This is a genomic window from Kangiella spongicola (assembly GCF_003194565.2).
Classification (GTDB): Bacteria; Pseudomonadota; Gammaproteobacteria; order Enterobacterales; family Kangiellaceae; genus Kangiella; species Kangiella spongicola.
Map to the genome: position 1 here is coordinate 1,066,864 of NZ_QICH01000001.1, position 14,960 is coordinate 1,081,823.

At 44.9% G+C, this 14,960-nt stretch carries 14 protein-coding genes; 6 read left to right on the forward strand and 8 right to left on the reverse strand.

Translation table 11 applies throughout. The features are described 5' to 3' along the window. Nucleotides 1–24: 24 nt before the first annotated feature. The 4 genes from fis to prmA all read right to left on the reverse strand — a co-directional run bounded on the left by fis (nucleotide 25) and on the right by prmA (nucleotide 3,229). On the reverse strand, nucleotides 25–351 hold the full coding sequence (gene fis / locus DL796_RS04855; RefSeq protein WP_110200525.1) for a DNA-binding transcriptional regulator Fis: 327 nt from the start codon (nucleotides 349–351) through the stop codon (nucleotides 25–27). Further along, nucleotides 348–1,328 carry a tRNA dihydrouridine synthase DusB gene (gene dusB / locus DL796_RS04860; RefSeq protein ID WP_110200527.1) on the reverse strand — a complete coding sequence of 327 codons (981 nt, stop codon included), beginning with the start codon at nucleotides 1,326–1,328 and terminating at the stop codon, nucleotides 348–350. Before dusB ends, fis begins: the two co-directional genes overlap by 4 nt. A 190-nt stretch (nucleotides 1,329–1,518) precedes the next feature. After that, nucleotides 1,519–2,289 (reverse strand): zinc-ribbon and DUF3426 domain-containing protein, encoded by a 771-nt coding sequence (locus DL796_RS04865; RefSeq protein ID WP_110200529.1) that lies wholly within the window; start codon nucleotides 2,287–2,289, stop codon nucleotides 1,519–1,521. Nucleotides 2,290–2,335: 46 nt separating this feature from the next. Continuing rightward, nucleotides 2,336–3,229, reverse strand: coding sequence for a 50S ribosomal protein L11 methyltransferase (gene prmA / locus DL796_RS04870; RefSeq protein WP_110200530.1), 894 nt, complete (start codon nucleotides 3,227–3,229; stop codon nucleotides 2,336–2,338). 364 nt (nucleotides 3,230–3,593) lie between these two features. Here prmA and DL796_RS04875 point away from each other — a divergent pair, with 364 nt between their 5' ends. After that, the gene (locus DL796_RS04875; protein WP_110200531.1) at nucleotides 3,594–3,860 is read left to right on the forward strand and encodes a hypothetical protein; all 267 of its coding nucleotides are present in this window, start codon (nucleotides 3,594–3,596) and stop codon (nucleotides 3,858–3,860) included. Between the two features lie 42 nt (nucleotides 3,861–3,902). Continuing rightward, entirely contained in the window at nucleotides 3,903–4,214 is a 312-nt protein-coding gene (locus tag DL796_RS04880) for a hypothetical protein (RefSeq protein WP_110200532.1), read from the forward strand. Between the two features lie 71 nt (nucleotides 4,215–4,285). Here DL796_RS04880 and accC read toward each other — a convergent pair whose 3' ends face one another. From accC to aroQ, 3 genes are read right to left on the reverse strand one after another with little or no spacing between them, the layout of a single operon-like run. Beyond that, complete coding sequence (gene accC / locus DL796_RS04885) at nucleotides 4,286–5,635, reverse strand: acetyl-CoA carboxylase biotin carboxylase subunit (RefSeq protein WP_110200533.1); 1,350 nt, start codon at nucleotides 5,633–5,635, stop codon at nucleotides 4,286–4,288. 25 nt (nucleotides 5,636–5,660) lie between these two features. After that, nucleotides 5,661–6,122, reverse strand: coding sequence for an acetyl-CoA carboxylase biotin carboxyl carrier protein (accB, locus tag DL796_RS04890; protein WP_110200534.1), 462 nt, complete (start codon nucleotides 6,120–6,122; stop codon nucleotides 5,661–5,663). Between the two features lie 15 nt (nucleotides 6,123–6,137). Then, complete coding sequence (gene aroQ, locus DL796_RS04895) at nucleotides 6,138–6,581, reverse strand: type II 3-dehydroquinate dehydratase (protein ID WP_110200535.1); 444 nt, start codon at nucleotides 6,579–6,581, stop codon at nucleotides 6,138–6,140. 333 nt (nucleotides 6,582–6,914) lie between these two features. Between aroQ and DL796_RS04900 the strand changes: the two genes are divergently transcribed. The 4 genes from DL796_RS04900 to DL796_RS04915 all read left to right on the forward strand — a co-directional run bounded on the left by DL796_RS04900 (nucleotide 6,915) and on the right by DL796_RS04915 (nucleotide 12,981). Beyond that, a complete protein-coding gene (locus tag DL796_RS04900; protein ID WP_110200537.1) occupies nucleotides 6,915–7,628 on the forward strand; it encodes a response regulator transcription factor in 714 nt (237 codons plus the stop codon). A 66-nt stretch (nucleotides 7,629–7,694) separates the two neighbouring features. Continuing rightward, a complete protein-coding gene (locus tag DL796_RS04905) occupies nucleotides 7,695–9,332 on the forward strand; it encodes a FecR domain-containing protein (protein ID WP_110200538.1) in 1,638 nt (545 codons plus the stop codon). Nucleotides 9,333–9,363: 31 nt separating this feature from the next. Then, complete coding sequence (locus DL796_RS04910; RefSeq protein WP_196597952.1) at nucleotides 9,364–11,871, forward strand: CHASE2 domain-containing protein; 2,508 nt, start codon at nucleotides 9,364–9,366, stop codon at nucleotides 11,869–11,871. 123 nt (nucleotides 11,872–11,994) lie between these two features. Further along, entirely contained in the window at nucleotides 11,995–12,981 is a 987-nt protein-coding gene (locus DL796_RS04915) for a DMT family transporter (protein ID WP_110200540.1), read from the forward strand. A 106-nt stretch (nucleotides 12,982–13,087) separates the two neighbouring features. On the opposite strand, the gene dsbD is transcribed toward DL796_RS04915, so the two are convergent. Beyond that, a complete protein-coding gene (gene dsbD, locus DL796_RS04920) occupies nucleotides 13,088–14,956 on the reverse strand; it encodes a protein-disulfide reductase DsbD (protein ID WP_110200541.1) in 1,869 nt (622 codons plus the stop codon). Nucleotides 14,957–14,960 lie beyond the last annotated feature (4 nt).

Consider the following 14,960-nt stretch of genomic DNA (forward strand, 5'->3'; position numbering starts at 1 on the left):
AACTCTAATTTTAATTGGTCGATTTTACAGTAGGTTGTAACGTTTTAACTTTTTGCGCAAAGTACCACGGTTTAAGCCTAGGACTTTTGCAGCTTTAGTTTGGTTATTACGAGTGTGCTCCATGATGGCGCGCAGAAGCGGCTCTTCAACTTGTGATAAAACTAAGTCGTACACATCGTTCAAAGGTTGACCATGCATTTGCTTCAAATACTGCTGCATAGAGAATGCAACGTGCTCACGCAAAGTAGGGTTAGATTGGAAGCTTGAAGTGTCGCCCTGTGCAACTCCTTGTGAAAGAGGTGCCTGATTAAGAGCTGCTTGAGTGTTAGTTGTCGTGTCAAAAATTGTCATGCTGCTTTAGCCTGTTGCTTTTGTTCAAAATAAAGGTTTAAAACGTCTATTTGCTCAGCGCCGTCATCGATACGATTAAAGGTGCTGCGGAATTCTTTGCTGTCGGCCTGTTCTTGCAAATACCAAGAAACGTGCTTGCGAGCGATTTTAGGTCCCATGTGATCACCGTAAAACTGATGAAGGCCTTGGACATGACGAATCATGACCGTGCGAACTTCTTCAATACTGGGTGCTTCTAGGAACTCTCCCGTCTGCAAATAGTGCCAAATCTCACGAAATATCCAGGGGTTCCCCTGTGCCCCTCGACCTATCATCAAAGCATCTGCACCGGTATATTCCAGTACGAACTTTGCTTTCTCAGGGTTGGTGATGTCGCCGTTGGCAATCATAGGGATATCAATCGCCTGTTTGATTGCCGCCATAGTGTCGTACTCTGCAAACCCTTGATATTTACAAGCGCGGGTTCTGCCGTGGACAGCTAACGCTTGAATACCATTGTCCTGCGCAATTTTCGCAATCTCGACACCATTGCGATTATCAGGATTCCACCCTGTTCTTATTTTTAGCGTTACCGGCACGTCGACCGCATTAACCACCGCCTTGATGATGTCTTCAACCAAGTCAGGGTATTGCAGAAGCGCTGAGCCAGCTGCTTTTTTACAAACCTTCTTAGCTGGGCAACCCATGTTGATATCGATGATTTCAGCGCCATTCTCAACATTATGTTGAGCGGCTTGAGCCATCATCTCAGGCTCTGCACCAGCAATTTGAACCGAGCGGATACCGGGTTCGCCACTATGATCACTACGCATCAGGCTTTTTTTGGTATTCCACAGTTTGGGATTTGAAGCCATCATCTCCGAAACCGTCATACCTGCGCCAAGCTCTTTGCACAAAATACGAAAAGGACGATCCGTTACACCAGCCATGGGTGCAAGAATTAACGGATTATCGAGTTTGTAGTGTGCTATTTGCATAATGAGTCAGCTACTGTCCAACGCATCGCTTAAAACCGTGCAGATGCTTGAGTATCAACACTGTGGGTTCAAATTAAGGTCGCCGATCATACACTTTTTCATGGGGCTTTTGAACGAATATTGTTTAAAAAACCAACAATATTTTGCTTGACAAATGACCAGTGTTAACTAAGACACTAAAGTATAAGAACTATTTAACGAGTTCGACTTGGTAGCCACTATAGTCGGCGATTTCGTTATTGAAGGTGAAGGCGATGTGAACCGACTGATTAGGCTGGATCAAATCGTTGTGATTCACTTGTGGCAAATAATACTGCGGTTTATAGACAGGGCTAGGGAATTGCTTGCCTTTGATGTCACTTAAAATAACGCGCATTTTAGGGTAGGGCTGGGGGAAATCTGCTACATTTTTGAGCACCATACTGACCTCTTTTTGCCCGCCACGGGTAATATTAACCTCGATGGCGTTAACGCGATATTGATTAATATCTTGGCGTGGTGCGAGTTGGCAGCCAAATACCGAACAGGAAGCTTGATAGATTGGACGCCAGCCTTCTTGCTGCCCGAGCGTGGCTTGGTTGGGCCAAAGATAAAAGAACCAGAAACCTAAATAAATAAGTATCAGGCTTGCAAGGCCGTAAAAAGACCATTTGATGTAATGTGGTTTGTCCGTGATTTCCTGGGTATCTTCTTCGATCTCTAGTTGATAGTGGTCTGTTTTATCGATTTGAGTCAGCTCGGGAATGGCGCTTGAAACCACTTGCTCTTCAGCTTCCTCAACAGTCTCAGACATTTGTGCCTTTTGACTTTCTTTGTCTAAAGAAACGAGGGAGTCGGTGGCGAGGAATAATGAGTGACAGTTACCACAACGGACGTGCCCCGAAGCAACTTCAAGGTGCTCCTTACGCAGTTTAAACACTGATTTACAGTGGGGACAGTTGGTTAAAAAGGTTTCACTCATAATGCGTTATTCAATCATCAAGCCAAAGGCAGAAGGTTATTATTGTCTAAGGTGTCGCTAATTTTTGGCCAGAAAGTCGCGCCCAGTCTTCTTCTTTGGCTACTGGACCCATAGTAAACCACTGACTGTAAAGCTGTTTTAATTCTTCGGCCTGACTTTCGAGCAGACCCGATAATACCAGATTTCCGCCGCTTTGCACCGAATTTGCAATGGATTCTGCCAACTGACGCAAGGGTTCAGCCAAAATATTCGCGACTAAAATATCAGCCTTAGGCAGTTCGACCTCATCAGGTAGCCCGAGAACTAGACGCTCACTTTGAATGCCATTGCGTTCGAGGTTTTGCTTGGTTGCTTCAATCGCCTGCGGATCGATATCTACCGCATACACTTTTTCAGCACCAAGCAACAGCGCGGCAATGGCTAGAATGCCTGAGCCACAGCCATAATCTATAACGATTTTGCCACTTAAATCAGAACCGTCTAACCACTGTAAACACAAAGAAGTTGTCGGGTGAGTGCCAGTACCAAAAGCCAAACCCGGGTCGAGTTTAATGTTCACGGCATTCGGCTCGGGAGCTTCACACCAGCTAGGCACGATCCAAACGCGCTCGCCAAACTTCATCGGCTTAAAATTATCCATCCAGCTTCGCTCCCAGTCTTGGTCACGAATAATTTCCCACTCATAACTGTCACCAAAGTGCTGATAAAAGTCGCTATTTTCGAGCAAACCGTCCATCATCTGCGTATTCGTTTCCGCATCGAACAGCGCCAATACGATCAGGTGTTCCCAAAGGGGCGTCTCGCCAGGAAGCGGCTCTAGGATAGGCTTATCTTCTGCATCAAGAAATGTCACCGCCAGCGCACCAAGCTCCATCAAATGATCGCTTAAGCTGTCGGCGTCGGAATGTTTATAGTCGAATTTAAGCTGGATCCAAGCCATAACTTTATAAAGGGTGAAGAGGTTTTGATAGTATTATAAGGATGCATACAATAAGTAATAGTATATTTTTAATATTATATGGAATTGATTTAATTGTACGAGTGAAGTACTTTATTGGTGCCCGCATATTTGATGGGTTGAAAAAGTAATAATAAAATCATATAGCAAGAAGAAATAATGAAATTTTTATCAATCGTAGCCCTTAGTTGGCTCCTACTAGCAACTTTCCCACAGCCTGCTTATGCAGATGAGGTGGTTAGGTGTAAACCGTCAGGCAATGGAAATGTGACGTGCTTAATGAGAAAGGCTAATGGTGATTTATGTGAGGACTTATTATGCACGAGAGCCGTAAGGATTTGTCTTTATGAATACAAAATCAGTTATAGTTTTAGCACTAGTAGCGGTTGCTGCTAGTGCTATACTTCTCATTTACTCGACAAATAAGGTTGGAGATTCTGAATTAGGAATAGCAGAGGAAAATAAAACGTCAATAATACCTGTGGATAATGAAAAGAATGAGGCTAAATTTGAAAAGACATCACCAGAGGTTGAAATAGAGGTAAGCCAACAAGAAAAAGGTGAGGAAAAACTAAATAGAAGTTTGAGTCCTATCGATCAAGAAAGTACATGAGTCAGCAGGTCGGATTACTCTAAAAATAAGCCTGAGGAAAACTTGACCAAGTTCGGTTCTGACTACAGAACTGATCTGTTAACACGTTTTATGCAGGATGATTTTGAGCAGTTTTTTGAGGCCAAAGATTTACAAGTCAATCAGGTACAGTGCGAGGATGCTGTATGTGATATTGATTTTTACTCTAAAGTGCCCTTAAACAATGATGAAGATTTGCGTAACGATCTTATTCTGGACATTGCAATCAAGTTACAATCAGAGGGACTATTAAGTGAACAAAACCAGATCTCTGATGCAGATAATAACTATGAGAATATTAAGTTTAGTGTGCGAATGGATGAAGAGGATAACTAAGCCTTAATGAAAAAAGGTCTTTAAAACAAAAGGCCGGCAGTTGCCGGCTTTTTGCTTACATATATCGACGTTTAGTCTTTATCGCCAAACATATGCTGTTCCAAATAGTGGATGTTGGTTCCACCTTTTTGGAAGTTGGCGTCGGCAAGAATGCGTTGTTGAAGCGGTATGTTGGTTTTAATACCGTCAATAACAATCTCTTCTAGCGCCATCTGCATACGCTGAATCGCGACTTCACGAGTTTCGCCGTAGGTGATCAACTTACCGATCATTGAGTCATAGTAAGGTGGTACTTTATAGGAGGCGTAAATGTGTGAGTCGATACGGATGCCTGGGCCACCTGGTGCGTGGAAACGCTTGATGACGCCTGGAGATGGAATGAAAGTTTCCGGATCTTCGGCATTGATACGACACTCGATGGCGTGACCTTTCAGTTCGATATCTTCTTGCTTGAACGACAGCGGTTGATTGCTGGCGATTCTAAGTTGTTCTTTAATGATATCGACGCCTGAAATAAGCTCCGACACTGGGTGCTCGACCTGAACACGGGTGTTCATTTCGATGAAGTAGAACTCACCTTTTTCGTACAAAAATTCGAAAGTACCAGCACCGCGGTAGCCAAGTTGTTTACACGCTTGAACACAGCGCTCACCAATATGCTTACGCATTTGATCAGTAATACCAGGAGCTGGAGCCTCTTCGACCACTTTCTGGTGACGACGTTGCATCGAGCAGTCACGCTCACCTAGGTGAATCGCGTTGCCGTGTCCGTCAGCTAGGACTTGGATTTCAATATGACGTGGAGTTTCTAAGAATTTCTCCATATAAACCATGTCGTTACCGAAAACAGAACCGGCCTCTGACTTGGTTAAAGAAATAGCGTTAAGCAATTCTTCTTCTTTACGCACCACGCGCATACCACGACCACCGCCACCGCCGGCAGCTTTGATGATCACTGGATAGCCGATACGCTTACCCATCGCTAGGTTTTCTTTATCATCATCACCTAGCGGGCCGTCAGAGCCTGGTACGCAAGGTACGCCAGCTTTTTTCATGGCTGAGATGGCTGATACTTTATCGCCCATCAGGTTAATAACTTCAGCGCTTGGACCAATAAAGGTGAAGCCACTTTGTTCAACCTGCTCGGCGAAGTCAGCGTTTTCTGCTAAGAAACCGTAACCTGGGTGAATGCCCACGGCGTCGGTAATTTCGGCGGCTGAGATAATCGCTGGAATATTGAGGTAGCTGTCTGTTGCTGACGGTGGGCCGATACATACCGACTCGTCAGCTAAACGAACGTGCATCAAGTCTTCATCGGCTGTTGAATGAACCGCAACCGTTTTAATACCCAATTCACGACAGGCTCGCAATATGCGCAGTGCGATCTCGCCACGGTTGGCTATGACCACTTTTTCTAACATAACAAATTCCTACTCGTTTAGAGGGTTACTCGATGATGAATAAAGGTTCGTCGTATTCGACTGGCTCACCGTTAGACACTAGGATCGCTTTTACTGTGCCTGAAACGTCAGCTTCGATTTGGTTCATCATTTTCATCGCTTCGACGATACATAACACATCGCCAGCTTTGACTTGTTGGCCAACTTCAACGAAATCTTTAGCGCCTGGAGATGGTGCCGCGTAGAAAGTACCAACCATTGGCGATAGTACCTTGTGGCCACTCACTTCTTCTTTAGCTGGTGCAGATTCGGCTGCTGGAGCAGCTTGTGGTGCTGGCGCAGGTGCTGCCTGTGGCGCTGGAGCTGCCGCATAATGAACAGGAGCTGGCGCTGGAGCGCTAGATGAACGTGAGATTCGAACCGACTCTTCGCCTTCTTGAATTTCAAGCTCAGCAACGCCCGACTCTTCAACGAGTTCAATTAACTTCTTAATTTTACGTAAATCCATAGTCTCTACCTACTATTAATTTTTCTGGATGATTTTAATGGCTGCATCAAGTGCATATCGATAACTATCAGCACCGAAACCGGCGACCACTGCTTCAGCGATATCGCTAAAGTACGAGTGATGACGAAATGGCTCACGACGGTGAGGGTTCGATAAGTGCACTTCAATAAATGGAATTTCCACCGCTAGTAAAGCATCGCGGATAGCCACGCTGGTATGCGTATAAGCCGCTGGGTTAATAACAATTAGTGACACGTTATCAGCTTTTGCCTGCTGAATGGTGTCTACTAGTTGGCTTTCTGAGTTGCTTTGTAGACTTCTAAATTCGATATTTGCTGCTTCTACTTGCTTTTTCGCAGCCGAATTTATGGCTTCTAGCGTCAAGTCGCCATAAATATCGGTCTCGCGCTGCCCTAAAAGATTCAAATTAGGACCATGCAGAAGCAGTAATTTCGCCATTCAGTCTCCAAAACTCTTTAATATCGCTTAAAATTGTTTAAAATCGCTAAAAGTGATAACTTGCTTGTAGCGACCTTTGAAAATCCTGCAAATAAGCAGTTTTTTAAAGTTGGTGCATTTTACAGTAAATTACCAACAAATAACCACTTTTTGCAAGCGTGGTCAGACTTCTTTGATAATTTTATGTTTTGCTTGGCACTAGGGGGAAACCCCTATTTTACATTTGTTTAAAATCTGATAGCGTTAAACACTATACTATACGGAACTTGCACAAATAGGAGCTAACAGTTGCTCCAGTTCAAATAATAAAAGCTTTCCCAGAAAGGAGACACCATGTACGAAGATTTAAAGTTGCTATACCTTGAAGACGACAAAACTCAAGCGGACGCACTAATGGCAATTTTGCAAGATTCGGGCTATCAAGCCACTCACTGTGAATGTGCCGAGTCTTTCCTCGAGACTCTACAGACGGACGAGTTCGATTTGTTAATCCTCGACTGGGAGCTGCCAGATATGTCAGGCATCGAAGCTTTGGAGCAGGTTCGTTCTTTTATGAATTGGCAAGGTCCTATCCTATTTGTAACCAATCGTGATGCTGAGCAGGATATCGTAGCTGCGCTAGAGAAAGGCGCCGACGATTATATGATTAAGCCATTTAGACGTTCTGAGCTATTGGCTCGACTGAATGCATTAGTGCGTCGTGCTGGGCTACTTGATGAGGAAGAACAGATTGAGGTTGGGCCTTTTACCATCGATCAGCAGCATCGTAGAGTGTTGGTCAACGGTGAGCCTGCAACCTTAACCACCAAAGAATACGAGTTGGCGTTAATTTTATTTAAAAATGTTGGCCGACTTTTCTCAAGAAAATACCTACTCAAACATATTTGGGGCATCGAGTCTGAAATCAGCACCCGAACTGTTGATGCTCATGTGAGCTCGCTGCGCCGCAAGCTCAGTATAAGAGCGGAAAGTGGCTATCGAATCAAAACCGTTTATCAGCACGGCTACCGTTTAGAAGAACTTATGGAGCCGAGTGTTGCAGTATAAGCTTGCGTCGCTATTGCGTGCAGGCTAAATTAAGCTTGTCTTAATATTCTGAACAAAGGAAATTCGATGAAGTCTAGTCGCGGTATTTTATGCTCGGCGGTGTTACTTATAGCTCTATTGGCTCCTCAGTGCTTCGCTGAGGACTGGCTTTATACCGTACGAAAAGGCGACACCATCTGGGGCCTGTCACACAAATACCTAAAAGATCCTCTGAAGTTCCAAGAGATTCAAAAGTACAACAATGTAAAGCTTGATCGCCAGCTACCGCCAGGGGTGACCCTTAAGTTCCCTATGGAATACCTTAAGTTTGCTCCGGCCGAAGTTTCAGTAAGTGCGATTAACGGTGAAGCTTACTTTGTGCGTAGAGGGGTGAGGGCTACTTTAAACAAAGCGCATAAGCTGGTGTTGGGCGACATCCTTGTAACGAATAAAAATTCCAGTGTGGCATTGCTGTTTGCTGATGGCTCGGAATTGTTATTGGGCGAAAGCTCAGAGCTGATCTTCGACGTCCAAACCAAGTGGGGTGAGACGGGGATGGTTGACAGCCGTGTGCGCTTGATGCAAGGCTCCGCCGAAGGGCGTGTCGAACACTTGCGTGGCCCAGGGGCGAACTTCGAAGTACAAACGCCTTCTGCGGTAGCCACAGTTCGAGGCACCGAGTTTCGAGTGCGTTTGGATAAAGAGGATGACGGGATTGTCTTTAACGAGGTCAACGAGGGAACTGTTTCAGTTCAATTGCATGAAAATAAAGAGTCAGTTAAAGAAGGCTATGGACTGATCACCTCGGCGAAACTACCGCTAGCGAAGCCAAAAGAGCTGCTGGCTGAACCTAAACTTGTTAATCCACGCAGTAAATACCTAGGGCATCCAGTGACTTTAACTTGGCAACCGATTGATGAGGCGAAAAGTTACCAAGTGGAACTGTTTAAAGATAAAGCCTTAACCACTTTAGTCCACAAAGCACAGGTTAGTAGCCACCAGGTGAGCTTACCAGAAGTTAATCTTGGCGAGTACTCACTACGCCTAAGGGCTATAGATAAAGACGGTTTGCAGGGCTTAAATACGATTCACCATTTTACCATATCGCCCGTGCCTAGAAGTCCTCAGTTAAAAGCTTTTGATGAGCAATATATCGCTGGGCAGCCACTAGAGTTTTCGTGGGAAGAGTCAGTTAGCGCGACACAATACCGTTGGCAGCTAGCGAAAGATCGCCAGTTTAGGAATATTGTTACGCAACAAGAACTAAAGAATAACACTCATCAGCTACCAGAAGGCTTACCCGCGGGCACTTATTATTGGCGTGTTGCTGCCGGTAACATTCATGGTTTTGGGCAATATTCGACGCTTAAACGATTCGATGTAAAGCGACCAAAACCACCAGAATTGTCTTTATCTGATAAAACGATAACCACAGAAGATACATTAACCGTGGACTGGCAGGCGGTGCCACTCGCTGAGCAATACTTGTGGCAAGTCAGTAGTGACGAGACTTTCAGCAATATCGTTTCTGAGGGTAAAAGCCAGACCAGTCATTTAGTGTTAGAAGAACTACCCGAGTCAGAGCTATACATCCGAGTGGCAGCGCATGGTCCCTATAATCAGGGACGCTTTTCTGAAACGAAAAGTGTCGTCGTTGAACCCGAAGGTAATGGTAAAACCGCCTTCGGAATCGGTTCAATATTACTCTTTATACTAATACTTTAAGGCTTTTATATTGTTCGTTAACCGTCGATTTTTGACAAAAGCGGGTATCGCCTTTGCAGCGATACTGGCCATAATCACCTTCTTTCTCGCCTACTTTAAGGTTTTACAACCTCTAGAGTTGTTGGTCTATGATCGAATGCTCCGTGTGCAGGAAAAGGGCTATTCTGAGGAAGTTGTGATTATCGCTATGGACGAAAAGAGCTTGCGGGAATATGGGCCCTTGCCGTGGCCAAGAGAATTGCATGCTAGAGCTATCGACAGACTAACAGAAGCTGGAGTAAAAGCGGTTGGTTACGATGTTTTGTTCGATAAGTTGAGTGGCTCCGGCGACGAAGCCTTAACGCAAGCGGTAAAAAATAATGGCAAAGTTATTTTTCCAGTCGTGATTGACGAGCTGATCCAGGGTGGCCAGCTGGTTGAATTACAACCCTATCCAGAGCTCTACCAAGCCAGTGTTGGGCTCGGCCTTGTTCACTTCGAACTAAGCAAAGACAATATCGCGCGGGGTGTCTATCTAAAGTCGGGCTTGGGTGAGCCTTATTGGCGCACATTTGCGGTGGAAGTTCTCGATGTTGCGGATGGTCATGAAGTTTACAGACTCCCCTTTGAAAGCCATCAGAGCGCTGAGTATTCGTATAATCTTACAAAAATAGAAAAAACTCACTACGCGTTAATTCCTTATAAAGAAAATAAAGACTTCTTCACAAAAATCAGTTTTGTTGATTTGGTTGAAGGCAGAGTTGACGTAAATGCGCTACGAGATCGTGTGGTATTTGTTGGGGTGACGGCGACCGCCGCGCGTAATGCGGACTTCTTACCCGTACCGGTGGATCGTGATGGTCAGGTAATGTCGGGCGTTGAAATAAACGCTACCTTGTATGAAGGCCTTGCCAACAACACTCTAATTCTGCCGATGAGTCAGAATTTTGTCAGTGTGCTATCGGCGCTATTGGTTTTTGCACTATTTATGCTGATTCCGAGATCTTTGCCGAGGCACAACGTATATTTGGTGTTATTACTGGCCTTTACGTTGCTTTTTGCAAGCTGGATGCTGCTTCACGGGGCGGGCTATTGGTTGCCGTTAGTAACACCAGCTATCGTCATGGTTTTAGGCTATTTGATGTGGGTATGGCGCGCGGTAGTGGCCAATATGACCTTTTTCATCAATACAGTTAAACGCTTGCAGTATGAGGTTAAAAACAGTTTTGAGCCTGAAGTGAAGTCGAGTTATGAAAAACACTTTCAATTCTGGAAACGACTAAACTTAATCCAAGGTTGGTCTGAAGGTGTCGAAGATATTGCTGCGTTTGATAGAAGTATCCCTATTGATATCAACAAGAAACGATGGTTGATCGATGTCGGAGAGCAGACTGATGACGAGCGTAAACTTTTTTATAAGCTATATCGCCAGTCAACATTTGTGCAGAAAAAACAGGCTCCGGCTGCAAGCGTTGTCGAAGAAAAGGTCTCGCAGGTCGAAGTCGCAATTAAGAAAATAAACTTCCTGCGCCGATTTGTCGAAAAAACCATGGATAAGATGTCGGAAGCGGTGCTGCTGGTTGATATTTCTGGCGTAGTTTTTTATGCCAATCTGGAAGCTAAAAAATATCTGAGTGTGTCTCTTGGCAAAGATATTTTCGAGGTTTTTAATCAGTTGACCTTGCAAGTTGGCTCGGATTGGTCCGAGGAAATTAAAAAGGTCATGGTGGATGGCATAGGCCGTGAAGTGCAGGCGCTAAACGCTCGAAAGCGCTATTACAAAATCGGTATCTCGTTACTGGATAATGTCGAGGGGCAAGATTTCCTGATTATTAACATGTCCGATATAACCTTGATTAAGCGTGAACAGCAGCGTCAGTTAGAGATGATTGACTTTATCTCGCATGATCTTCGCTCGCCTATGACTTCTGTGTTAGCGCTTTTAAATCAGTATCAAAATAAACAAAGCGACCTCACGGTAGATGAACTTAATGCTGAAATTGAGCGCTTGACCAAGTCGAGCTTGTCTTTAGCTGAGCACTTCTTGATGTTATCCCGTGCCGAAAGTGGCATTGAAATGCCTTTATACCCCGTGGAAATCCTCAACAGTATTGATAATGCTTTAGCGATAGCGCGACCGCTTGCTCGTGATAAAGAAATAGAACTAAAATTTGATTTTGCCAGCTATGATGATATTTGGTTACAGGCGAATGAGGACCTGCTAGATCGGGTTATTGTTAACCTACTGACCAACGCGATTAAGTATTCGCCGGCTAAGAGCCAAGTGGAAATTACCCTTGAAGAAGCCGAAGATGGAGTAAGGGTTATGGTCTCGGATCAAGGCGAAGGGATTGATAAAGAGCAGATGAAAACCATATTTAAACCATTTTCAAGAATACGTCGCCACGAAATGGCGAAGATTAAAGGGATTGGGCTTGGATTACGCTTTGTTAAAGCGGCCATGGCACGCTTTAATGGCACAGTCTCTGTTCAGAGTGAACTGGGTAAAGGCTCCTGTTTTGTTTTGTTCTTTCCGACCTCTGCTGTAGTTGATGATTAATTACTAATATTGGTTGTGATCCATTATTTATATTAATTGTGATAATGAAAAAAGATCGTTGTTCTTATCAAGCATAGCGCCATAGAATAGGCCTTTTCGGCTAAGCCACCTTTGGAGCAGGGCATGTACAAAAACGTTCAAAAGCATTTGGCAATGATTGGTTTGATATGTGCCATTGTCATGTGGGCTGGATCCTTTGTCGCAATGAAGTATGCGATAGCTGAGTTCGGACCTATTTTGACGGTCTTTTTACGTATGATTCTTGCTGCGGCGGTATTGATATTCTTTTTGCCATCTATGGGCAAGAAGCAACAGCATCAAAAGGGTGACTGGTGGCTATTGTTGCTACTGGCACTTTGTGAGCCTTGCCTGTATTTCATTTTCGAAAGCTACGCCTTAACCTACACTACAGCGTCCGAAGCAGGCATGATAACCTCTTTACAGCCGATCATGGTTGCCGTAGCGGCTTATTACTTGCTCAAAGAAAAGCTCAACAGCCGTCTTATCGTAGGCTGTTTAATGGCTGTAGCTGGAGTGGTTTGGTTAACGCTCAGTGGCGAAAGCTCTGAGCATGCGAGTAATCCATTGTTAGGGAATACCTTGGAGTTTGGTGCCATCACGGCGGCAGCTGCATATTGTTTGCTAGCGAGAAAATTATCCCAGCGTTATTCGCCAGTATTTTTAACCTTGTTACAGATGATCGTAGGAACGATATTTTTCCTGCCGTTCTTATTGATTCAAGACACGGTGATACCTACCGACGTTTCGACAGAAGCGATCGTCGCCATCTTGTTTTTGGCCTTCGGTGTTAATATTTTCGCCTTTACCTGCTACAACTATGCCTTTAAAACCATGACCGCGAGCAAAGTCGGTAGCATGATGAACCTATTGCCTATAGGCACTTTATTTTTCGGCTGGTTAATATTGGATGAGCAGCTTAATGGCGTGCAGTATATGGCCGCTGGACTGGTGTTACTTGGCGTAATTTGGTCGCAAACACAACCTCGAAGCACGGTCTTTATTGAGCACTATGTGGTCCGTAAGTCGATGCGCGAAAGAGCCAAGGATAGGTTGCGAAGATTGAAGCCAAATAGAAGCAAAGCTTCATAAACGTATTTAGTCTAAGCAATATTGAAATAATAGCTTAATAAATAATAAGCCCTGAATGTTCAATAAAAAGACGTTCAGGGCTTTTTTGTTGAGGGCTACTAATTAGCTAAAGGTTGAAGGCGGCGCGAATTCGTTGTTCGAATTGCTCAGCCTCTTCAAAGCCAGTGGCGCGAAAGCTGGGTAGCTCCTTACCTTCGAGGTTAAAAAACATAATACTTGGCAAACCCAACACATCATAAGCCTGTAACAGCTGCACATCATCAGCATCGTTAGCGGTAACGTCCGCTTGAAGCAACACAGTATTGCTAAGCGCCGCTATCACTTTAGGGTCGGTAAAGACCTTTTCTTCAAACTCATAACAGGCCGCACACCATTCCGCGAAGAAATCGAGCATCACGGTTTTACCCTGAGCACTCGCCTCTTTAACCGCCAAATTTAGCTCACCAAGAGTTTTAACGCGCTTAAAGCTCAAATGCCCAGACTGTGCCGTCATATCGCTTGTAGCGCTTTGCTTGCTCGCCTGGCTGATGTGCCCAAGAGGTTGCAATAGGTTTTTCTGACCTTGTGCGCCACCAATAAAAAGCAGGACTCCGTAAAGCATTGCGGCTAGGCCCAGTCCTTTAAACAGGTTACTCCAGCCCGCTCGAGGCAGTTGGTTACTGAATAGGTAATATCCCGGAATAATCGCCAACAGACCCCAAGCGTACATGTATAAGTAGCTAGGAAGTAAGTGTTTAACCAAGTAGAGCGCAACGCCCAGCATGGCAACACCAAAGGCTGCCTTAATACCATCCATCCAAGGGCCTGCTTTCGGTAGCAACTTGCCGCCAGTCACACCAATAATGATGAGTGGTATCCCCATGCCAACACCGAGGCCGTATAACGAAACTGCGCCAAGTACCACGTCGCCAGTTTGGGCGATGACCAATAATATCGCAATTAAAGGAACGGTAACGCAGGGCGAGACGATAACGGCTGAAATAGCGCCCATGATGGCGGTACCAATATAGCTGCCTTTTTTCTGCTGATTACTGCGCTCGCTAAGTTTAGCCTGTAGGCTGGAGGGTAGCTGTAATTCATAAAAGCCAAACATCGAAAGCGACAAAAGGACAAAAATTATGGCCGCCGTAATCACCACAACCGGATTCTGGAAATAGCCTGAAATAGACTGGCCGGCTAAGGCGACGACGATGCCAAGAATGGTATAAACAATGGCCATCGCTTGGGTGTAGGTCAGCGACAGACCAAAAGCCTTGCGCGTCGAAATATTTTTGCCCTGGCCGGCGATAATCCCCGAAATAATTGGCATCATCGGGAAGACGCAAGGGGTGAAGGCAAGACCAATGCCAATCAGTAGAAACGAGAAGAAGTTTGACAGTAAGCCTGAAGTGGTCAACTGTTGTGACAGCTTTTGCTGTTCACTGACGTAGGCTTGGCTTTGGCTGTCACTCGTAGGAGTTGATTCTGCTGTTGAATTATTACTCGCTGTATCGACATTGCTCGTTGTACCTACAGTGCTCGCTGTGCCAACGAAATGGTTGAGTTTTACTTCAGTTGTGGTTGGCGGGTAGCACAAGCGATCTTCGGCACAGCCCTGATAATCGACGACTAACGTGAAATCTCCATTGGCCTGAAGAATAACGGCGGATGCTTCGAGGAAGTTGTAGTGAACTTGGGTGAGACCTAAATAAGGATCGTCTTTGACTTTGCCTTCGGGGATATAAAGCTCACCTAATTCGGCGTCTGGACTCGATATATGCATTCGCTCAGAATACATATAGTAGCCATCGGCGATATCAAATTTCACCAAAGCCTTATCGTCAACAATATCGACGCTGAGCTGAAACGCTTCCTCGACTTTTAGTAAAGAGTCCTGCTCACCCAGGATCGCATTCAGATCTATGGTGTTAGTAGCATAAAGGTTGCTGCTAGCGAGAACCAACAAGGCTGCCAAAAGCTTAATTAGAATATTCATATCT

Excerpts from the sequence above, each read along its gene's own strand:
- fis (WP_110200525.1), bottom strand. The coding sequence starts at position 351 with ATGACAATTTTTGACACGACAACTAACACTCAAGCAGCTCTTAATCAG.
- dusB (WP_110200527.1), bottom strand. The coding sequence starts at position 1,328 with ATGCAAATAGCACACTACAAACTCGATAATCCGTTAATTCTTGCACCC.
- DL796_RS04865 (WP_110200529.1), bottom strand. The coding sequence starts at position 2,289 with ATGAGTGAAACCTTTTTAACCAACTGTCCCCACTGTAAATCAGTGTTT.
- prmA (WP_110200530.1), bottom strand. The coding sequence starts at position 3,229 with ATGGCTTGGATCCAGCTTAAATTCGACTATAAACATTCCGACGCCGAC.
- DL796_RS04875 (WP_110200531.1), top strand. The coding sequence starts at position 3,594 with ATGAATACAAAATCAGTTATAGTTTTAGCACTAGTAGCGGTTGCTGCT.
- accC (WP_110200533.1), bottom strand. The coding sequence starts at position 5,635 with ATGTTAGAAAAAGTGGTCATAGCCAACCGTGGCGAGATCGCACTGCGC.
- accB (WP_110200534.1), bottom strand. The coding sequence starts at position 6,122 with ATGGATTTACGTAAAATTAAGAAGTTAATTGAACTCGTTGAAGAGTCG.
- aroQ (WP_110200535.1), bottom strand. The coding sequence starts at position 6,581 with ATGGCGAAATTACTGCTTCTGCATGGTCCTAATTTGAATCTTTTAGGG.
- DL796_RS04900 (WP_110200537.1), top strand. The coding sequence starts at position 6,915 with ATGTACGAAGATTTAAAGTTGCTATACCTTGAAGACGACAAAACTCAA.
- DL796_RS04905 (WP_110200538.1), top strand. The coding sequence starts at position 7,695 with ATGAAGTCTAGTCGCGGTATTTTATGCTCGGCGGTGTTACTTATAGCT.
- DL796_RS04915 (WP_110200540.1), top strand. The coding sequence starts at position 11,995 with ATGTACAAAAACGTTCAAAAGCATTTGGCAATGATTGGTTTGATATGT.
- dsbD (WP_110200541.1), bottom strand. The coding sequence starts at position 14,956 with ATGAATATTCTAATTAAGCTTTTGGCAGCCTTGTTGGTTCTCGCTAGC.